The sequence below is a fragment of the Faucicola mancuniensis genome (genome assembly GCF_046523945.1).
Lineage (GTDB): Bacteria > Pseudomonadota > Gammaproteobacteria > Pseudomonadales > Moraxellaceae > Faucicola > Faucicola mancuniensis.
On the sequence record NZ_CP171363.1, the window covers coordinates 707,060 to 728,033 of the forward strand.

16 protein-coding genes, 2 tRNA genes, 2 rRNA genes and 1 pseudogene are annotated in these 20,974 nt (G+C 42.3%); 4 read left to right on the forward strand and 17 right to left on the reverse strand.

The annotated features are described in order from the left end of the window. Nucleotides 1–73: 73 nt before the first annotated feature. The 5 genes from ACGTJS_RS03635 to map form a co-directional block, all read right to left on the reverse strand. A 23S ribosomal RNA gene (locus tag ACGTJS_RS03635) occupies nt 74–2,931 on the reverse strand. Nucleotides 2,932–3,221: 290 nt separating this feature from the next. Further along, a tRNA-Ala gene (locus ACGTJS_RS03640) sits at nt 3,222–3,297 on the reverse strand. A gap of 3 nt (nt 3,298–3,300) precedes the next feature. Continuing rightward, nucleotides 3,301–3,377: transfer RNA gene (locus ACGTJS_RS03645), tRNA-Ile, on the reverse strand. 54 nt (nt 3,378–3,431) lie between these two features. After that, nucleotides 3,432–4,958, reverse strand: a 16S ribosomal RNA gene (locus tag ACGTJS_RS03650). Together the 16S and 23S rRNA genes with 2 tRNA genes alongside form the textbook arrangement of a ribosomal RNA operon. A 592-nt stretch (nt 4,959–5,550) precedes the next feature. Next, nucleotides 5,551–6,336: a type I methionyl aminopeptidase gene (gene map / locus ACGTJS_RS03655; RefSeq protein WP_315042873.1), complete on the reverse strand. Its 786-nt coding sequence runs from the start codon at nt 6,334–6,336 to the stop codon at nt 5,551–5,553. 141 nt (nt 6,337–6,477) lie between these two features. Between map and msrB the strand changes: the two genes are divergently transcribed. The 3 genes from msrB to tsf all read left to right on the forward strand — a co-directional run bounded on the left by msrB (nt 6,478) and on the right by tsf (nt 9,031). Then, nucleotides 6,478–6,936, forward strand: a complete 459-nt coding sequence (gene msrB / locus ACGTJS_RS03660) for a peptide-methionine (R)-S-oxide reductase MsrB (RefSeq protein ID WP_315042874.1) — start codon at nt 6,478–6,480, stop codon at nt 6,934–6,936. A 298-nt stretch (nt 6,937–7,234) separates the two neighbouring features. Further along, on the forward strand, nt 7,235–7,993 hold the full coding sequence (gene rpsB, locus ACGTJS_RS03665) for a 30S ribosomal protein S2 (protein WP_315042875.1): 759 nt from the start codon (nt 7,235–7,237) through the stop codon (nt 7,991–7,993). A 159-nt stretch (nt 7,994–8,152) separates the two neighbouring features. Beyond that, nucleotides 8,153–9,031 (forward strand): translation elongation factor Ts, encoded by an 879-nt coding sequence (gene tsf / locus ACGTJS_RS03670; RefSeq protein WP_410472843.1) that lies wholly within the window; start codon nt 8,153–8,155, stop codon nt 9,029–9,031. A gap of 72 nt (nt 9,032–9,103) precedes the next feature. Here tsf and ACGTJS_RS03675 read toward each other — a convergent pair whose 3' ends face one another. Both ACGTJS_RS03675 and ACGTJS_RS03680 read right to left on the reverse strand, forming a co-directional pair. Further along, the gene (locus tag ACGTJS_RS03675) at nt 9,104–9,628 is read right to left on the reverse strand and encodes a protein disulfide oxidoreductase (RefSeq protein ID WP_315042878.1); all 525 of its coding nucleotides are present in this window, start codon (nt 9,626–9,628) and stop codon (nt 9,104–9,106) included. A gap of 115 nt (nt 9,629–9,743) precedes the next feature. Then, nucleotides 9,744–11,333, reverse strand: coding sequence for an isocitrate lyase (locus ACGTJS_RS03680; protein ID WP_315042880.1), 1,590 nt, complete (start codon nt 11,331–11,333; stop codon nt 9,744–9,746). Between the two features lie 304 nt (nt 11,334–11,637). Here ACGTJS_RS03680 and ACGTJS_RS03685 point away from each other — a divergent pair, with 304 nt between their 5' ends. Continuing rightward, nucleotides 11,638–12,675 carry a LysR family transcriptional regulator gene (locus ACGTJS_RS03685; RefSeq protein ID WP_315042882.1) on the forward strand — a complete coding sequence of 346 codons (1,038 nt, stop codon included), beginning with the start codon at nt 11,638–11,640 and terminating at the stop codon, nt 12,673–12,675. Nucleotides 12,676–12,723: 48 nt separating this feature from the next. On the opposite strand, the gene ACGTJS_RS03690 is transcribed toward ACGTJS_RS03685, so the two are convergent. The 10 genes and pseudogenes from ACGTJS_RS03690 to ACGTJS_RS03735 form a co-directional block, all read right to left on the reverse strand. Beyond that, entirely contained in the window at nt 12,724–13,056 is a 333-nt protein-coding gene (locus tag ACGTJS_RS03690) for a hypothetical protein (RefSeq protein ID WP_315042884.1), read from the reverse strand. A gap of 386 nt (nt 13,057–13,442) precedes the next feature. Further along, nucleotides 13,443–15,104 (reverse strand): energy-dependent translational throttle protein EttA, encoded by a 1,662-nt coding sequence (gene ettA / locus ACGTJS_RS03695; protein ID WP_315042886.1) that lies wholly within the window; start codon nt 15,102–15,104, stop codon nt 13,443–13,445. Nucleotides 15,105–15,156: 52 nt separating this feature from the next. After that, nucleotides 15,157–16,329, reverse strand: coding sequence for a phosphoribosyltransferase domain-containing protein (locus ACGTJS_RS03700; RefSeq protein ID WP_410472844.1), 1,173 nt, complete (start codon nt 16,327–16,329; stop codon nt 15,157–15,159). Beyond that, complete coding sequence (locus tag ACGTJS_RS03705; protein ID WP_410472845.1) at nt 16,322–16,444, reverse strand: hypothetical protein; 123 nt, start codon at nt 16,442–16,444, stop codon at nt 16,322–16,324. Before ACGTJS_RS03705 ends, ACGTJS_RS03700 begins: the two co-directional genes overlap by 8 nt. Before the next feature lie 8 nt (nt 16,445–16,452). Continuing rightward, on the reverse strand, nt 16,453–16,692 hold the full coding sequence (locus tag ACGTJS_RS03710) for an NYN domain-containing protein (RefSeq protein ID WP_410472846.1): 240 nt from the start codon (nt 16,690–16,692) through the stop codon (nt 16,453–16,455). Between the two features lie 76 nt (nt 16,693–16,768). Next, nucleotides 16,769–17,947, reverse strand: a complete 1,179-nt coding sequence (locus ACGTJS_RS03715) for a serine protease (RefSeq protein WP_410472847.1) — start codon at nt 17,945–17,947, stop codon at nt 16,769–16,771. Between the two features lie 63 nt (nt 17,948–18,010). Beyond that, nucleotides 18,011–18,727: a metal-dependent hydrolase gene (locus ACGTJS_RS03720; protein ID WP_410472848.1), complete on the reverse strand. Its 717-nt coding sequence runs from the start codon at nt 18,725–18,727 to the stop codon at nt 18,011–18,013. Nucleotides 18,728–18,741: 14 nt separating this feature from the next. Next, entirely contained in the window at nt 18,742–19,212 is a 471-nt protein-coding gene (locus ACGTJS_RS03725) for a GNAT family N-acetyltransferase (protein WP_410472849.1), read from the reverse strand. Beyond that, nucleotides 19,205–19,468: a DUF1778 domain-containing protein gene (locus tag ACGTJS_RS03730; protein WP_315042896.1), complete on the reverse strand. Its 264-nt coding sequence runs from the start codon at nt 19,466–19,468 to the stop codon at nt 19,205–19,207. Before ACGTJS_RS03730 ends, ACGTJS_RS03725 begins: the two co-directional genes overlap by 8 nt. Before the next feature lie 395 nt (nt 19,469–19,863). Continuing rightward, nucleotides 19,864–20,973, reverse strand: a pseudogene (locus ACGTJS_RS03735) (RNA-guided endonuclease InsQ/TnpB family protein); the annotation flags it as partial. Nucleotide 20,974: the final 1 nt, after the last annotated feature.

Consider the following 20,974-nt stretch of genomic DNA (forward strand, 5'->3'; position numbering starts at 1 on the left):
GTAAAGCAAATAAAATTGAACTAAATCAAGGTGATATAAAATCAGAATAACTAACAACACACTTAAGCGTTGTATAGTCAAGCCAAACGAGCAATTAGTATTGGTTAGCTACACATGTCACCATGCTTCCACACCCAACCTATCAACGTCGTAGTCTACAACGGCTCTTTAGGGAAATCTAATCTTAAGGTGGGCTTCCCGCTTAGATGCTTTCAGCGGTTATCCCATCCGAACATAGCTACTCGGCAATGCGACTGGCGTCACAACCGAAACACCAGAGGTTCGTCCACTCTGGTCCTCTCGTACTAGGAGCAGATCCTCTCAAATTTCCAACGCCCACGGTAGATAGGGACCGAACTGTCTCACGACGTTCTAAACCCAGCTCGCGTACCTCTTTAAATGGCGAACAGCCATACCCTTGGGACCTGCTTCAGCCCCAGGATGAGATGAGCCGACATCGAGGTGCCAAACACCGCCGTCGATATGAACTCTTGGGCGGTATCAGCCTGTTATCCCCAGAGTACCTTTTATCCGTTGAGCGATGACCCTTCCATACAGAACCACCGGATCACTAAGACCTACTTTCGTACCTGCTCGACTTGTGGGTCTCGCAGTTAAGCGCGCTTTTGCCTTTATACTCTTCGAACGATTTCCGACCGTTCTGAGCGCACCTTCGTACTCCTCCGTTACTCTTTAGGAGGAGACCGCCCCAGTCAAACTACCCACCATACATTGTCCTTGAATTTGTTAATTCTAAGTTAGAACCCCAACATAACCAGGGTGGTATTTCAAGGTTGGCTCCACAAATACTGGCGTATCTGCTTCAAAGCCTCCCACCTATCCTACACAAGTTAGGTCAAAGTTCAATGTAAAGCTGTAGTAAAGGTTCACGGGGTCTTTCCGTCTAGCCGCGGGTACACAGCATCTTCACTGCGATTTCGATTTCACTGAGTCTCTGCTGGAGACAGCGCCGCCATCATTATGCCATTCGTGCAGGTCGGAACTTACCCGACAAGGAATTTCGCTACCTTAGGACCGTTATAGTTACGGCCGCCGTTTACTGGGGCTTCGATCAAGAGCTTCGCTTACGCTAACCCCATCAATTAACCTTCCAGCACCGGGCAGGCATCACACCCTATACGTCCACTTTCGTGTTTGCAGAGTGCTGTGTTTTTAATAAACAGTTGCAGGGGCCTGGTATCTGCGACTGCCAATAGCTTTGTAGTGCATGACTACTCACCATCGGCAGCGTACCTTCTCCCGAAGTTACGGTACCATTTTGCCTAGTTCCTTCAGCAGAGTTCTCTCAAGCGCCTTAGTATTCTCTACCTGACCACCTGTGTCGGTTTCGGGTACGATTTCTTTATGACTATCGCTTAGAAGCTTTTCCTGGAAGCAGGGTATTTGCCACTTCGCTGTACATGTACAGCTTGCTATCAGATCTCATTACTAATCGAGCGGATTTGCCTACTCAATCTAACTACATCCTTCCACCTGGACAACCATCGCCAGGCTGGCATAACCTTCTCCGTCCCTCCATCGCATCATAAACAAGTATTGGAATATTAACCAATTTCCCATCGACTACGCCTTTCGGCCTCGCCTTAGGGGTCGACTCACCCAGCCCCGATTAACGTTGGACTGGAACCCTTGGTCTTCCGGCGAACGGGCTTTTCACCCGTTTTGTCGTTACTCACGTCAGCATTCGCTCTTGTGATACCTCCAGCATACCTTACAATACACCTTCATCGGCTTACACAATGCTCCCCTACCACTTAATTGAAACAATTAAATCCGCAGCTTCGGCTCCTAGTTTGAGCCCCGTTACATCTTCCGCGCAGGCCGACTCGACTAGTGAGCTATTACGCTTTCTTTAAAGGGTGGCTGCTTCTAAGCCAACCTCCTAGCTGTCTGTGCCTTCCCACATCGTTTCCCACTTAACTAGGAATTTGGGGGGCCTTAGCTGGCGGTCTGGGTTGTTTCCCTCTTGACAACGGACGTTAGCACCCGCTGTCTGTCTCCCGGATATTACTCATCGGTATTCGGAGTTTGCATCGGTTTGGTAAGTCGGGATGACCCCCTAGCCGAAACAGTGCTCTACCCCCAATGGTATTCGTCCGAGGCGCTACCTAAATAGCTTTCGGGGAGAACCAGCTATCACCGAGTTTGATTAGCCTTTCACCCCTATCCACAAGTCATCCCCTGGCTTTTCAACGACAGTGGGTTCGGTCCTCCGGTAACTGTTACGTCACTTTCAACCTGCTCATGGATAGATCACTCGGTTTCGGGTCTATACCCTGCAACTAGACGCCCTATTAAGACTCGGTTTCCCTACGGCTCCCCTATTCGGTTAACCTTGCTACAGAATATAAGTCGCTGACCCATTATACAAAAGGTACGCCGTCACGGAACAAGTCCGCTCCGACTGCTTGTATGCACACGGTTTCAGGTTCTATTTCACTCCCCTCACAGGGGTTCTTTTCGCCTTTCCCTCACGGTACTGGTTCACTATCGGTCAGTCAGGAGTATTTAGCCTTGGAGGATGGTCCCCCCATCTTCAGACAGGATTTCTCGTGTCCCGCCCTACTTAATATGCTTCTTATAACCTTTTAAATACGGGACTATCACCCTCTACGGTCAAGCTTCCCAGCTCGTTCTTCTAAGTTATAATCAGTCGGCTCCTCCCCGTTCGCTCGCCGCTACTTGGGGAATATCGGTTGATTTCTTTTCCTCGGGGTACTGAGATGTTTCACTTCTCCCGGTTCGCTTCGTATTATATACGATGACTATCTTATGATAGTCGGGTTTCCCCATTCAGATATCGCCGGATCACAGGATATTGCCACCTCCCCGACGCTTTTCGCAGGCTGTCACGTCTTTCTTCGCCTCTGACTGCCAAGGCATCCACCATGTGCACTTCATTACTTGACTATACAACCTTAAGTATGCTTAAGTATATAGGTAATTATTCGTAACGATTTTATACCTAAGTTTACGCTTGATTCAGTTCTCTTTACTTTTAAGTAATCACTTTTATCTAACCAGTTTGGGACTGATTAGCTGATTACTAAGGTTAACTATTTGTTGGAACTAATAGTTAACCCAGACTCATTTCTCTATGTTGTTATTGATTTATCATTCCTTCGTCAGGTAATGATTTATTTTCTGATAAAACAGATTGAAGTGGTCTTTATTATTAAAATCACTTTGTCTGCTTTATGTGGTGGAGTTAAGGAGAGTCGAACTCCTGACCTCCTGCGTGCAAGGCAGGCGCTCTACCAACTGAGCTATAACCCCATATGGTGGGTCTAATAAGACTTGAACTTATGACCCCTGCCTTATCAAGGCAGTGCTCTAACCAACTGAGCTATAGACCCCTTTAGTGTAAAACACATTCACAACTTGTTGTAGATTCTCATACTCGCTTTCGTTAAGGAGGTGATCCAGCCGCAGGTTCCCCTACGGCTACCTTGTTACGACTTCACCCCAGTCATCGACCACACCGTGGTAATCGCCCTCCTAAGTTAGGCTAACTACTTCTGGTGCAATAGACTCCCATGGTGTGACGGGCGGTGTGTACAAGGCCCGGGAACGTATTCACCGCGGCTTTCTGATCCGCGATTACTAGCGATTCCGACTTCATGGAGTCGAGTTGCAGACTCCAATCCGGACTACGATTGGCTTTTTGAGATTGGCATCACATCGCTGTGTAGCTACCCTCTGTACCAACCATTGTAGCACGTGTGTAGCCCTGGTCGTAAGGGCCATGATGACTTGACGTCGTCCCCGCCTTCCTCCAGTTTGTCACTGGCAGTATCCTTAAAGTTCCCGGCTTTACCCGCTGGCAAGTAAGGAAAAGGGTTGCGCTCGTTGCGGGACTTAACCCAACATCTCACGACACGAGCTGACGACAGCCATGCAGCACCTGTATGTGAATTCCCGAAGGCACTCCCACATCTCTGTAGGATTCTCACTATGTCAAGACCAGGTAAGGTTCTTCGCGTTGCATCGAATTAAACCACATGCTCCACCGCTTGTGCGGGCCCCCGTCAATTCATTTGAGTTTTAACCTTGCGGCCGCCGTACTCCCCAGGCGGTCTACTTATCGCGTTAACTGCGCCACTAAAGTCTCATGGACCCCAACGGCTAGTAGACATCGTTTACGGCGTGGACTACCAGGGTATCTAATCCTGTTTGCTACCCACGCTTTCGAACCTCAGTGTCAGTATTATGCCAGGGTGCTGCCTTCGCCATCGGTATTCCTCCAGATCTCTACGCATTTCACCGCTACACCTGGAATTCTACACCCCTCTCACATACTCTAGCTAACCAGTATCACATGCAGTTCCTAGGTTAAGCCCAGGGATTTCACATGTGACTTAATTAGCCACCTACGCTCGCTTTACGCCCAGTAATTCCGATTAACGCTCGCACCCTCTGTATTACCGCACGCTGGCACAGAGTTAGCCGGTGCTTATTCTGTAGGTAACGTCATTCCTAATAGGTGTTAATTATTAGGTCTTCCTCCCTACTTAAAGTGCTTTACAACCAAAAGGCCTTCACACACGCGGCATGGCTGGATCAGGGTTCCCCCCATTGTCCAATATTCCCCACTGCTGCCTCCCGTAGGAGTCTGGGCCGTGTCTCAGTCCCAGTGTGGCTGATCATCCTCTCAGACCAGCTATGGATCGTCGCCATGGTGAGCCTTTACCTCACCATCTAGCTAATCCATTTTAGGCTCATCTCATAACGACAGCTTATGCCATCTTTCACCCATGGGTCGTATGCGGTATTAATTTGGGTTTCCCCAAGCTATCCCCCATTATGAGGCAGATTCCTAAATGTTACTCACCCGTTCGCCACTAATCCCCCTAGCAAGCTAGGGTTCATCGTTCGACTTGCATGTGTTAAGCCTGCCGCCAGCGTTCAATCTGAGCCATGATCAAACTCTTCAGTTCAATCTTCTCGCTCATTTATTATTACTAGCTCAAATTCATCTTCCGAAGTTCTTCTTACTCGTAATTTATAAATAAACTTATTTCTATAGTGCTTCGCTATTCCTGCTTAATAGATAAACTATTGCTAGCTTATCTACTAAAAAAGACTTTAACTTCTCTATCCATTTATTTCTTCACAAGTATGAAAACCTACACAAGTTGTCTTTGTGTTTCTTGTCTTTTATTGAGTTTGTCATAGCTTCGTCAGCTATGTCGTTTGAATGAGTTGCATATTATACTATGCTTTTTCGCTTTGTCAAGCTTTATTTTCATTCTTTTTTTTGTTTTTACCGTCGGGGTTTAATAAAAACATTTTTAGGCTCGTTATTTTTGTTGAGCCTTTTGTATGTTGTTGTTTTTACTAGATTTTTTTGTCTAGCTCCGCTTCGGTAGGTGCGTATTATACGCTTTTTATTTCATCTGTCAATGTGTTTTTGAAAAAAAGATAGCTTTTTTTATGGGTTTCTTGGAATTTCTTTGGTTTTCAAGGAGTTATAAGAAGATATTTTTTTGCTTAAAACATCTTCTTCATAGGGTTAAGGTTTTAAATCAATTAAATTGTTAAAAAACTTAAATCTTCTTCTGGGCGTTTGGTAAAGACTTCACAACCATTCTCTGTTACCATGAGCGTATGTTCCCATTGGGCAGAAAGTTTACGGTCTTTGGTGATGACCGTCCATTTATCAGGCATAACTTTGGTTTGCCAAACGCCTTGATTAATCATCGGTTCAATGGTAAAGGTCATACCTGTTACCAATTGAATGCCTGTGTTCTTTTTACCGTAGTGTAGCACTTGCGGTTCGTCATGATACACATCGCTAATGCCGTGTCCGCAATATTCACGCACCACGCTAAAGCGTTCGGCTTCGGTAACGGCTTGAATTGCCGCCCCAATATCGCCTAGATACGCACCGTTTTTGACCGCTTTCATACCTGCGTATAGGGCTTTTTGAGCAACATCACAAATGCGTTTTGCCATGATTGAGCCTTCGCCCACTATCCACATTTTTGACGTGTCGCCATGATAGCCGTCTTTAATTACAGTTACGTCAATGTTGATAATATCGCCGTCTTTTAACAAACGGTTGTCATCTGGAATACCGTGGCAAACAACGTGGTTGATAGATGTGCAAAGCGTGTGCTGAAAGCCGTGATAGCCGACATTAGCAGGAATGGCTTTTTGTACATTGACGATATAGTCGTGGGCGATTTTGTCCAACGCCCCTGTGCTAATGCCTTCTTTGACGTATTCGTCTAGCATGACAAGGACATCGGCGGCAAGTTTGCCTGCGACACGCATTTTTTCTATAGCTTCGGGATTATTTGCAAGTGTTTTCATAGTTTATCTTTTAAAATATATAAAAAGGTACTATTATAGGCTATTTTTACAAATTTAACAAAAAAGTTAGCCATTTAGTTGCTTTTATTTTTTAAAACGGCTAAATTTTTAATTTTAATCGTACATTTAGGAACTTTTTTTATGAAAATAGACCCAACCAAATACCAAAAACCCACCGACAACGAAATCCGCCAAAATCTCACCGATGAGCAGTTTTACGTTACCCAGCAAAATGGCACAGAACGCCCTTTTAGCCATGAATACGACCACCATTTTGAAAAAGGCATTTATGTGGACATCGTCAGCGGTGAGCCGTTGTTTTCATCAACCGACAAATACAACTCTGGTTGCGGTTGGCCTGCGTTTAGCAAGCCGATTGACATGGCAGTGATTAACGAATTGGAAGACAACAGCCTTGCTCGTACTCGCACCGAAGTGCGTAGCCGTGTTGCCGATTCGCATTTGGGTCATGTGTTTAATGACGGCTTGCCAGAATTGGGCGGAATGCGATATTGTATTAACGGTGCGTCTTTGCGTTTTGTAGCGCTTGCCGATATGCAAAAAGAAGGCTATGGTGATTTGGTAGATTTGGTAAAATAAATTGTAAAATAGCTGTTTTATTGTCAAAAATTATGCTAGAATAGCAGTTTGTCTTTTTATCTTTCGTTTATAAAGAAAAAAGATAAATTGCTTTTTTTATCAAAGCGATTTTTAAACTTAACAAACCCTTTTTAACCAACCATGACACACACATGACAATTTTTTGTTTTAAAATAAAAATTAAGCTGGGTGTTTGTGAATTTGATTAATTGGTATGATTTTTAATTACCAATGTGTGTTCACAAATCGGTTTAATTTGGTCATGTGGAGGCATAACCCAAACTTTTAAGGAACTCTTATGTCAAACGCTACTCAAGTTTCAATGCGTGATTTATTAGAAGCTGGTGCTCACTTTGGTCACCAAACTCGTTTTTGGAATCCAAAAATGGGCAAATACATCTTTGGTGCTCGCAACAAAATTCATATCATCAATCTTGAACACACTGTAAAAGCATTGAACGAAGCATTGAACTATGTAAACCGTGAAGCCGCTCGTGGCAACAAAATCTTGTTTGTTGGTACAAAACGTGCTGCAAGCCAAGTTATCGCTGAACAAGCGACTCGTGCTGGTATGCCATACGTAGACCATCGCTGGTTAGGTGGTATGCTGACTAACTGGAAAACCATTCGTCAATCAATCACCCGTTTAAAAGAATACGAAAAACAATCTGAAGACGGTACTTTTGCAAAACTAACCAAACGTGAAGCCCTTGAGCGTACTCGTGAAATGGAAAAATTGGAACGTGCGTTAGGCGGTATCAAAAACATGAACGGTTTGCCTGATGCGATTTTTGTTGTTGGCGTAGACCACGAAGCAATCGCCATTCAAGAAGCCAAAAACTTGGGTATTCCTGTTATCGGTATCGTTGATACCAACGCAAGCCCAGACAACGTTGATTACGTAATTCCTGCAAACGATGACGCAATCCGTGCAATCACACTATACGTTTCTGCAATGGCAGACTCAGTAATTGCTGGTAAAGAATACGCAAAAACTCAAGGTGGCAAACCAGCTCAAGCAGAACAAGCCACAACAACTGAAGAAACTGCTGAATAATTTTCGCATTTTCTTTAAAAAATGATTGATAAAAAAACGACTAAATGGCAATTTTTGTTATTTAGTTGTTACTTTTTTAGCTTATCCTATATTTAAAATAATTTTGATTGTAAAATCAAAAATTTTAAAATCCCATAACCTATCACTAGAGGTAATATCATGGCAGAAATTAGTGCAAAACTTGTAAAAGAACTTCGTGACCGTACTGGTCTTGGTATGATGGAATGTAAAAAAGCATTACAAGAAGCCAATGGCGATATTGAAACTGCGATTGACAACCTACGCAAATCAGGTCAAGCAAAAGCCGCTAAAAAAGCAGGTAACATCGCTGCTGACGGTGCGATTATTATCGCCCAAAATGGCAACAAAGCCTTGTTGTTAGAAGTAAACTGTCAAACTGACTTTGTGGCAAAAGACGCAGGTTTTACCGAGTTTGCTAACAAAGTTGCAGAATTGGCATTGGTAAACAACACCACTGACGTTGCGGCTATCGCAGGTTTGGCTTATACAGATGGTCAAACTGTTGAAGAAGCACGTGTTGAATTGGTACAAAAAATCGGCGAAAATATCCAAGTTCGCCGTGCCGAAATCATTGAAGGTAACAACTTGGCAACTTATCGCCACGGTATCCGTATCGGTGTTGTGGTATCTTATGAAAACGGTGCTGAAGCAACTGGTAAATCTGTTGCCATGCAAGTGGCGGCATTCAACCCTATCGCAGTTGATGAAACCAGCGTACCTGCGGACATCTTGGCTCGTGAAAAAGACATCATTGAAGCCAAAGCCAAAGAATCAGGCAAACCTGATGCGGTTGTTGAAAAAATGATTACTGGTGGCTTACAAAAATATCTTAACGAAGTTACTTTGGTCAATCAACCATACGTGATGGACAATGATAAAAAAGTTGGCGACGTGCTAAAATCTGAAGGCATGACCGTTGTTACGTTCAAACGCTTAGAAGTGGGCGAAGGCATCGAGAAAAAACAAGAAGACTTCGCTGCTGAAGTTGCCGCTGCTCAAGCTTCTGCTGCAAAATAATTTTTGTTGTTTTGACAAAATTTGTTTTGATAAAAAACGCTTTCATGTTGAAAGCGTTTTTTTGTTTTAAGCTTAGCTAAAAACTTGAGCAAATTTTAACCGCATATTTAATACCCACGCAGGCTGAATCCCTGTAAAACCTTGCACCATTTTACCATCTTGCAAAATCACATAAGACGGCGTAACCTGTCCTTGCCAATCCTTAAAAACTTGCCCTTGCTCATCATTCACCGTAATAAAGTCCAAATTTTTATCATTCATATATTGCTGTATCGCCTGATTTTCGCCTGATTGCACCGCAATACTAATCACAGGATATTGGCTATTGTGTGCCAATTTATTGACGCTGGGCGACGTTTGCCGACATACCCCACACCACGTTCCCCAAAAATAAATCAAAACTGGCTGTCCATGACTTAACTGATTGATATCAATGCGATGACCTTGGATACTGCTAAATTTTAAATTCGGCTCAATCGGCATATTTGGCTGTCGCCACCAGTTTACCACGCTATAAATCACGATAAACATCAGCAGATAGACCACCGCATTTTTACAAAATTGCCCTAAATTTTTTAACAATAAAATATTTTTCATCATACACCCATAAAAAAATACCTTGCATGATAGCAAGGTATTTTATTTTTACAAGATATTTTGCGTTGAATTTGGGTAAATTTTTCACAAAATTCTGGTAGCTAAATACTGATGATTAGTGACTAAACTGGTTAGAGGTGTTTTTATGACCGCCAGCTTTTAGTGCATTTTCACCAGAGAAGATTTCTTTGTGGTCGTCACCAATGTCAGAACCTGCCATTGCTTGGTGTTTCACCGCAGCCACGCCTTCACGCAATTCTTTACGTTGAACTTCTTCAACATAGGCAAGCATACCTTTGTCACCAAAGTAACCTTTTGCCAATTGGTGCGTGCTTAATGCAGCGGTGTGGAAAGTTGGCAAGGTGATTAAGTGGTGGAATACACACGCTTCACGAGATGCGTCCGCTTGGAAAGTGCGAGCCAATTTGTCCGCTTCTTCGTTCAACTCTGAGTTGTCGTATTCAGCTGACATTAGGTTTGCTTTGTCGTAAGCTGACGTGTCTTTGCCTTCTTTTTCCCATTTTGCAATCACTTGTTTACGGAAGTTTAGCGTCCAGTTGAATGATGGGCTGTTGTTGTAAACCAGTTTTGCATTTGGCACTTGTTCAACGATACGGTCAGTCATTGATTTGATGTGTGCGACGTCTGGGGTTGGGGTTTCAATCCATAACAAGTCCGCACCATTTTGCAATGAAGTGACGCAGTCAAGGACAACACGGTCAATGTTTGTGCCTTCACGGAATGAGTACAAGCCGTTTGGCATACGCACTGGGCGAACCAATTTGCCATCACGTTTTAATAGTACGTCATTTTCGTTGGCACTGTTGATATCCACTTCTTCAACTTCTAGGAAGTCTAAGTATTGAGAAGCCAAGTCGCCTTTTTCACGAGAAACTGGTAGTTTTTGGGTCAATGACGCACCTTCAGAGTCGGTACGAGCCACGATAACACCATCATCAACGCCCAATTCTAAGAACGCATAACGGATTGCGTTGATTTTTGCGATAAAGTCTTCGTGTGGCACGGTTACTTTACCGTCTTGGTGTCCACATTGTTTTGCATCAGATACTTGGTTTTCTACTTGGATTGCACACGCACCCGCTTGAATCATTTGTTTGGTTAAAAGATAAGTCGCTTCTTCGTTACCAAAACCTGCGTCAATATCAGCAATGATTGGCACGATGTGGGTTTCAAAGTTGTTGATTTTGTCCAAAATTGCTTTGGTGTCTTGACCTGCTTCTTTGGCTTTTTCCAATTCACGGAAATAATCGTTTAATACTTTTTCGTCCGCTTGGCGTAAAAAAGTGTAGATTTCTTCAATCAATTTTGGCACAGCAGTTTTTTCGTGCATTGATTGGTCAGGTAGTGGACCAAACTCAGAGCGAAGTGCCGCAACCATCCAACCTGAAAGGTAGATATATTTACGTTCAGTTGTACCGAAGTATTTTTTAACCGCATACATGGTTTGCTGACCGATAAAACCGTGCCATGCACCCAATGATTGGGTGTATTTTGTTTTGTCAGCGTCATAGGCTGCCATATCACGACGCATAATGCCTGCGGTATATTTGGCGATGTCTAAGCCTGTTTTAAAGGTATTTTGGACAACCAAACGAGCGGCATCGCTTTCACTGATATTTTGCCAGTTACCGTATTTTTCTTTTAACGCTTTGATGTGGTCAATCGCTGATACATAAGTTGTCATGACATTTCTCCGTTTGTTGTGATATGACAGTTTAAAAAAAATTTGATAAAAATGTAATATTTTTATCCGTGATACATAATATTTTGTTAAAATTAGCAAATAAGTTCAAACTTAAGAAAACTTGTTGTTTTGATAATCTTAACAACTTGAACCCACTATACCCCAGTTAGTATAATTTAGCCAATTTATGATTATTATTATTGCTATTTTTTAAATAAATATTATTTAAAATCAATATATTATAATAATAAATTTGACAAATTATTTTATCTTTGCCTTTGTTAAACTGGAATTTTTAAATATTATGAATTTACAACGTGTTGATTTAAATTTGTTGGTGCATTTGGACGTATTGTTGCGTGAAAAAAATGTCACCCGAGCTTCTGAACAACTTGGCATTACTCAGCCTGCTATGAGTAATATTTTACGGCGTTTGCGTAAACTGTTTAACGACCCTTTATTGATTCGTTCATCAGAGGGCATGACCCCAACCGAGAGAGCGTTGGAGCTACAGCCACGTGTGCGAGAGCTGTTGTCCGATATCACGCAACTACTTGAGCCACGCACCGAGTTTCGCCCTTATACGTCTAATCGCATTTTTCGGATTATGACATCAGATTATGCCGAGGCAACCCTTGTGCCACGTCTTGTCAAAGCCTTGCGTTCTGAAGCCCCTAATGTGGTACTGGACTTTTTAACGCCGTCTGATGTGTCGTATCGGGATATGGAGCAAGGGCGTGTGGATTTGGCGATTAATCGTTTTAACGAAATTCCGCAAAGTTTTCATCAAGTGTTGGTATGGCGTGATACGTTTAGCTGTCTGTTGTCGGCAAATAGTCCGTATGTCAATCGTTTTAATCTAAAAAATTATCTGGCGGCTCAGCACGTTTGGGTGTCAAAAACGGGTATGGGCGTAGGTTTTGGCGTCAATCCTGAAAAATCGGGTGGGCTAGGCTCTATTGACCAAGCCTTGCAACGACTGGGGCAAAAACGCCATATCAGCGTGTTTACTCGACATTATCAAATGCCTGCCATGCTCGTTGCCAATCGGGATTTGATTGCGACTTTGCCAACTCGTGTCGCTCGTATGCAAGCCAATAATGACAGCATTGTGATAAAAGAACCGCCGTTTTTTATTCCAGAGTTTGAGCTGACGATGGCGTGGTCGCCCCTACTCCAACATCACCCTGCTCATCGTTGGTTGCGTCAGTTGATTTTACACGTGGCTCGTGAAGTGATTGCCGAAGAAGAGGCGATTGCCCCTGTGCAGGACGCTTTGCTTGATGGGTCGTTGCATACACAATCGCTAAAGTTAGAAGAGATTGACCCTGATAGACAGTGATGTTCAATGATAAAAACCAACATTGGGAAGTTGGTTTTTTTATTTTAGCTAGGCTAATTTTTTGAGAATATAAAGATATTCATAATATTGAGCAGTATCACCAAACGCTATTTTTAGATATTCATCAAGTTGTTGGAAGTTAAGCAGTTGGTCAGAAACTGTAGTATCTTCTGTAATTTCTTCAGTTAAAGGTAATTGCGATTGAATCATAAATATGTAGTCATATTTATCTTTCCGAATATTGGACAATCTGTCATTATTCAAATTTAATATATCAATAGCTTGTTCGGCTCTATCAGCCTTTCCTTCTAATTTGCTATCAGATAATATCTTAAAATCTGTAAAATCTTCAATGGCTTGGCGAACAAATTGTAAAGGCAAAGTTTGAATTTAATTTAAGGTATCTTTTAAAAAGCTATTTCGTATTAGTAATCCATTATATTTTTGCTCTTCATCTTCAATTTGGCGGGCAATTTTTGCAGAGTATTTATACTTTTCTTCATCATTAGGAAAATAATCAATGTCATCTAAGTAAAAAGACAATTTTAAACATAATAGTTCGTAGGGTGGGTTAGCCCGTCTTTTTGGGCGTAACCTGAGAAGCACTGCTTCGCAAGACGAAGTGCATTTGACAAAGCTTTCGGTGGGTTACGCTATCACTAACCCACCCTACAAATATACATTTTAATTTTATCCGATTACTTAAAAAATTAAAAAAAAGCCCATAGTAGAATCGATGAGCTTTTTTGTCATGAATGATTAAAAAGTTAATTCGCAATCTTTTTATATTTCATGCGTTTTGGCTCAGCATCCGCCCCCAATTGTTTTTTGCGATACGCCTCAAACTCTGAGTAGTTACCATCAAACCAAATCGGGCCTTCGTCTTCAAACGCCAAGATATGGGTGGCAATACGGTCCAAGAACCAGCGGTCATGCGACACCACCATCACCGTCCCTGGGAACACTTCCACCGCATCTTCCAACGCACGCAAGGTTTCCACGTCAAGGTCGTTTGACGGTTCGTCCAGTAACAGCACGTTCGCCCCTTGTTTTAGGGTTTTGGCAAGTTGCAAACGGTTACGCTCACCACCTGATAGACTGCCGACCAATTTTTGTTGGTCTTGACCTTTAAAGTTAAAGCGACCGATATAGGCACGGCTTGGCGTGGTGTACTCGCCCACGGTAATCATGTCCAAACCGTCCGAGACTTCTTCCCACACGGTTTTTTTGTCGTCAAGCTCATCACGCACCTGTCCGACATACGCCACTTTTACGCTTTCGCCAACTTCCACCGAACCTGTGTCTGGCTTGTCTTTGCCTGTAATCATGTTAAACAGCGTGGTTTTACCTGCACCGTTTGGACCAATGATACCGACAATCGCCATCGGTGGCACGGTGAAAGATAGGTTTTCGTAAAGCAAGCGGTCGCCAAAGGATTTGCTAATGCCTTTAACTTCAATGACTTTATTGCCCAAGCGTGGTCCTGGTGGAATGTAGATTTCAGCCGTTTCGTTACGTTGTTGAAACTCTCGTGAGTTCATCTCTTCAAAACGCTCTAGGCGAGATTTTGATTTGGCTTGCTGACCTTTTTGGTTTTTTCGCACCCACTCAAGCTCTTGTTTTAACGCTTTGGCAAAGGCTTCTTCTTGTTTTTGCTCTTGCTCTAGGCGTTTATTTTTTTGCTCAAGCCATTCGGTATAATTGCCTTGATAAGGGTAGCCATAGCCACGGTCAAGTTCCAAAATCCACTCGGCAACGTTGTCAAGAAAATAACGGTCGTGGGTAATCGCCACAATCGTGCCTGTGTAATCCTTCAAAAACCGCTCAAGCCAAGCGACTGATTCAGCGTCCAAGTGGTTGGTAGGTTCGTCCAATAACAACATATCGGGTTTTGACAAAAGCAGACGGCACAAGGCAACACGGCGTTTTTCACCGCCAGAGAGTTTGGTAACGTCAGCGTCCCAAGGTGGCAGACGCAAGGCATCGGCGGCTTTTTCTAGTTGGGTGTTTAGGTTGTGAGCGTCCCACGCTTGAATGATGTCTTCCATTTTGCCTTGCTCGGCGGCAAGTTTGTCAAAATCGGCATCGGGTTCGGCATATTCGGCATAAATTTGGTCTAGGCGAGCCAGTGCGTCTAGGGCTTCACGCACACCATCTTCTACGTTACCACGCACGTCTTTGGCAGGGTCTAGCATGGGTTCTTGGGCAAGGTAGCCGATTTTGATGCCTGTTTGTGGACGAGCCTCACCGTTAAATTCGGTGTCCACGCCAGCCATGATTTTTAAAAGAGTAGATTTACCTGCACCGTTTAAGCCAAGCACACCGATTTTTGCCCCTGGGAAAAATGACAAACTGATGTCTTTTAGGATTTCACGTTTTGGGGGAACAATTTTTGACACCTTGTTCATAGTGTAAATATATTGAGCCATGTTTTTCCTTTTTTGAAACAAATAATAGAAAAATAAAAAGTTTAACTTTACATTATCGCATTGTTAAAGCATTTGGGCAAGGTGAAATCACTAGCAGATTATCAAAAGTTTGCCAAATATTATCCACGCTATTTTCTGCCGTTTCTACGAACAATAACACCTTATCCCATTCGCTTGGCACGACATTATACACAAAATTGGTTAAACCCAAGCCATAATTATCAGCAAAAATTAAAACTGAACGAATCGCACTTTTTTCATGAATAGCAACAGGCGAGCGAGTAAGTGCCGAAAACTTGACATTTGCTCCCTTTTTTTCCAAAATTTCTGCCAACAAAAATGGCAACCACACAAATTCATTACTGCCTAGTACCAAAATTTTTTGGTTTTTTATAGCGTTTAAATCAATTTTTTGGGTTAAATGATTGAATAAAAAATCCACGCCAGCCGTTGTGTTTAGCGTGGGAAACCGCCCCCACTTGCCTGTAGCCATTAACGGCTGACTGCCCGCTTTGGTGGTGTCCAAAGATGGCATAGTTACGCTTGGCGGATTGGGTTTGTCAGTCCATTGCCAACTGCCTGCCATCAGATGATGACGAAAAAATGCCAAATCGTTAAATGGATTGTTCGCCACTTTGCCAAGCGACCAATCCACCAAAGTCGCCAAGTGTACTTGTTCAAGCTGTTTTAACCCTGCTTGGCGTAACGCATTGACGACATTTTGACAAGTTTGCCCTGTGGACGCTTCATCATCAACCATAATCAAGGTTTTGGCATTAAAGACTTGATTTTGCAAGATTTTATCATCGCTTTGGTAAATCAAATGTTGGCTTGCGTGGCTGTGGTCTTCGCTAAAAGTCGTCAAAAGTTCGCCTGTTTGGGCGTGGCGAGTGGAGTTGAGCAGAATGGCGTTGGGATAACGTTGTTGTAACACTTGATGTACGCCTGCAGACAGCCCCACGGCGGTTTCTGCCATGCCGATGACGACTATCGGCTGTGGCAAGTCGTTTGGGATTAAATCTGCCAAATCGCTAAAGGCTTGTCGCATGATTTTTGGGGCGACTGGGATATGTCGTCCTAGCACTTTAGATACGAATAAAAAGGCTCGTTTTGGGTTAATCCGTTCGGCAAAGCCAAGTAAATCATCAAGCTGATAATCGCCTTTTGTTTGGTAATTTAACGTGAGCGTGCCACGAGATAAATTGATGGTTTTTTGGTTAGTCATCGCTTACTTCTACCCCTAGCACTTCGCACAATCTGCGTAAATCACCTTTAACAAGTTGTTGGCGTTGGTTAAATTGCCAACCGCTTGCCACTTTTACCAGTTCAAACAAATCCATCGCTTCAATCACCAACGCAATATCGGTCGCATTTTTGCCTTTGACATAACATAGCTAAACTGTTGCATGGGGTCAATCGCATATTTTAAAATCACCTCTTGCCAACTGGATAAATTGCTCTGTCCCCAGTCGCCATAGATTTTTTTGGTGCGAATTTTACCCAATTTTTCAATGGCTTGTAAAATTACGCCTATCGTTTTGGCGGACGCATTGTCCGCGTCAATCAATACTGCAATATTGTTTAACATCATCATATCTCTCAAATTATTTCAATATATTTAACTCAATTTTTATCAATTTTACAAAAAATACTTCCTAAAATTTTTACGCCTGACACCCAACGAGCCACAAGGCTTCTTTGCTTTGTTTGGTTAATTGTGGGGTAGAAAGTGGGCTTTGGCTGACATTTTTTGGTAAATCGCTGACATTTAACCCAGCACTCGCCACCAATGCCAACAATAATTGGCTTTTTGTCGCATAATTCATATTTTGGGCGTTGGAAATACTGTGCGTTACCATGCCAATCACTTCGCCAGTCGGTAACAGTAGCGGACTGCCACTTGACCCCGGTTGAATGGGGGCAGTAAACTGCAAATAGCGAATGTCATTGCCAATGCCCTGTAGCCCTGCGATATTGCCCCGCGTAACTTGTAACTGACTGCCAAGCCCTGTCAGCGGAAAACCCAAGGTAGTAACGCTTTCACCCAATAAATCATAGCCCAATTCACGAATAGGAATAAAACTCGGCAATGGTTCGCTCACCTTGAGTAAGGCGGTATCACTGCCTTCATCAGCAAGCACAACTTGAGCCTGTCTGTCCGCCTGTCCTTGCTGACGAATACCGATGATAGTTGCCCCATCAATGACGTGTTCACAAGTGAGCAGATGATAACGGTCAATCGCAAAGGCTGTGCCAGTCCAAGTTTCACCTGCTTGCGGACATGGGCGACTGTTGGGCTGTTGTCCTTGTTGCCCTTGTTGTAGGCTTTCATGAATGGTGGGGTGGCGAGCGTCAAGGCTAATTTGCAAGCGTTCAGCAAAACTGGATAAATGCTGACTGCTATTTTCCGCCAAGGCTCGCACCTTGTATTGTCCGTTTCGTTCGTAAATTTCTAGGATAATACTGGCTTTGACGTGGCGTTCGTTGCTGTTAAATTGATAAGTAATTTCTTGGTTAATTTGAATATCAAATTGGCTGATTTCAATGGCAGGTAAATTAACGTTCGGCGTATCATAAGCGTAAGCAATCAGCTGTACGGTGTGGGCGTGATGAGTTTTAAACAAGGTATCTAGGTCTAGTTGCCAACGGTTGTTTTGTGGGTCAAATTTGCCCCAGTCTTTATTTTCGTGTAGGTAAGCAGGGCTGATGATGGCTTTTCGCTCTTTGTCCATGACAAGCCACAATAGCCCAATTTCACTACCGAGTTGTTGATGATTTTTAATGTAAATATCGCAATGGCTTTGGTTTAATGGAGCGTTTACCCCTAGCGGTAGGTTTAGCATAGATTTTACCCAAGAGAAATTTGTTTTATCTTAGCATATTTTTTTGTAAAAACTTGACATTTTTTAGGATAACAGGTTTGACAAATAATTTGGCATAAAATTTTGTTTTAAAATTTGCCATGTGATTGGATTGGTTAAATTTTGCCAAAAAACTTTGTAAGGTGGGGCAAACATCAACAATAACACCACCGCCGAATACAAGGCAAAATAAGATTTTTTTTGATTTTTGTCAAAAAATTTGATGGCTGTGCCAAAGGATTTTTTGATTTTTAAGCCAAAAATATTGACGCTGTACATTTCGTCCAAAATCAAATGCACCATCGTCCCAAAAAATAAAAACAAGCCCAAAAACCAACTAAATACCGCCCCATTTTTGACCCCATAGTAACTGGCATACACCAATATCAGCGACAACAGCAACATAAACGGAATGGAATGCACAATGCCACGGTGTACCGTCAAACTGCTAAACAACATCAGCACGCCCCACCGCATCATAGCGTACACACTCGCCCACACCACCAAAAGCTCCACCACGCTCAACTCCGCTATCCAAAACACCACCGCCCCAAAGGCGACCAATAAGGCGATGATGTTAAAACCTATGCGTGTGGGAATGGAGTTTTCAAGGTCAATGTCTGGCAACAGTCCGCCTATCGTGCCAACGATGGCACACAAAAAAAACTCAATGGAGGTTACCATGCCAGCCTTATAAACGACAAGGCTTGCGGTGGTACTCATGATAAAGGCGGTGGATAAATGGGTGTTAAAATTTGCCATTTTGTTTTTTTAGGTTAGACTTGTGAATGTTGCAACTTGGCAACCGCTAGGATAAGGCGATAAGGATTATCCGTTTTTTTAAAACCAAGCCTTTCATAATAAGCGACCAGTTCGTCTGTTTTGGCATCAATCACCACAAAACCAATGCCTGTTTGCACCGCCAAATGGCGAATTTTCACTAAAGCATGGGCGATAAGTTTTTTTGACAAGCCTTGCCCTTGATAATCCACGCTCACGCCCATACGTCCGATTAAAATCGCAGGAATTAAGTTTGGATAGCCTTTAATGCGTTGCTCACGGCTGTCAAGGTGCAAATTTGACAGCGTATAAAAGGCTTTGATAACCTTGCCATCGGCTAACACATGGGTTTGGGCAATGCCTTTTTTGGCGTGTTGGCTTGCCATATGTTGCAAATAATGGTTGATAATTGGGTTGCCACAGTCAAAACTTGCCTTGTCATGCTGTTTGTTTAACAATTCAAACAAGGCTTTCTCCCAATGTCAACAACTGTTTTAATTCGTCATTGGGTGGCGTGGTGTCGTTTAACATCTCGTTAATCAGTTGACTTTCTTGTTCGCTTAAATGCCAAATGGGTGTTTCATTGATGATTTTTAGCGATTTTTCAAATACCACATTGAGCATAAATTGGCTCATGCTAAGCCCCATTGTTTGACTGGCTTGTTCAATAATGGCTTTGGTTTGGGGTGTGGTTCTGATACTGATACGTTCGGTTGCTTGCATAACTTTTCCGATATTAAATGTGTGTCATTTGTTAGTACATTATACAAGCAACTTGTTCAATTAACAAACAAAATCAATCTTTTTCAAAATTACCAATGAACTTTAAACCACAATGAAAAAACCGATAAAAATTGACCATAACTGGGTAAAATCATTAGCAATAACAGAATAATTGCTATTACTAATGATTGGATAAATATCCGTCCCAAAAAACCTATCCAAATCTACCTATAGGCAAATTTAGCGTTTTCTTCCTACTTCAACGTTGTTTGCTCTTGTCATTTGACTTAAGACTTACATCAACTCCATAGGCTGACACGGTGGAACTCACCGCCAAAAATATTAGGTTGTTAAAACCTTAGTTGCATGATTTAGGATATTGATACTAGCGTTTATATCTCTATCATGCGTAATATGGCAATTTGGGCATTGCCAATTTCTCATACTAAGTAGCAAGTTATCCAATTTATAATTACAATTGTGGCAAGTTTTCGAACTGGGATAAAATCTATCTAATTCTTTCACTGTTTTGCCCCATTGGTTCGCTTTATAAATCAATTGTCGTTTAAACTCATAAAAACCTAAATCATTAATCGCACGGCTAAGTTTTTTATTCTTTACCATGCCTTTTACATTTAGGTTTTCAAGACAAATCACATCATAAGACTTAACAAGGCTTGTGGTTAGCTTGTGTAAAAAGTCTTTTCTGATATTGCTGATTTTAAAGTGTAGCCGTGATAGCTTGGTTTTTGCCTTTTCACGGTTTTTTGAGCCTTTTGTTTTTTTGATAAACTTTTATTCAATCGTCTTAGTTGTTTGAGTTTGTTTTTTAATGGTTTTGGTGCTTGGATTTTTTCGCCATTTGACAAGGTGGCAAGGTCTGTAATGCCTAAATCAATACCAACTTGTTTGTCTGTTTTGGGTTGTGGTTTGATGATGTTTTGTAATTCAACGGCAACTGATACAAACCATTTACCGCCTTGTTTAAAGATTTTGGCAGATAGGATTTTGCCTGTGTGTCGCAGTTTTTCACGCATTCTAACAAGTCCAAGATTGGGGACTTTGATAAAAGGTTTGTTATTGATGTCAATAAGTTTAAATTGGTCGTTGGATAAGCTAAATCTGTCATTTACGCCTTTTTTTCTAAATTGTGGGTATTTGCTTTCACCTTTAAAAAAGCGTTTGAATGCGTCTCCTAGTTGCATGATGGCAAGTTGTGGGCTGCATTTGGTTACTTCTAGCATAAAGGGGAATTGTTGTCTTTTTATGCTATTTAGTTGTTTTCTAAGTTTGCCTTGTGATGGTTTGTTAAGTTTGGTTTCATCAATTTCTATGCCATTTTTCAAGCATTCATCACGATAAGTTTTATCGGCTTGGTATTGTTTTTGCCAATTATCTAACGCCCAGTTATAGGCAAGACGGGCTACACCGCAAGCCTTTGCAAAGTAAGTTGCTTGTTTATTCGTTGGGTCTAGGGCGATGATGTGTCCACGTATTAGGGTCATT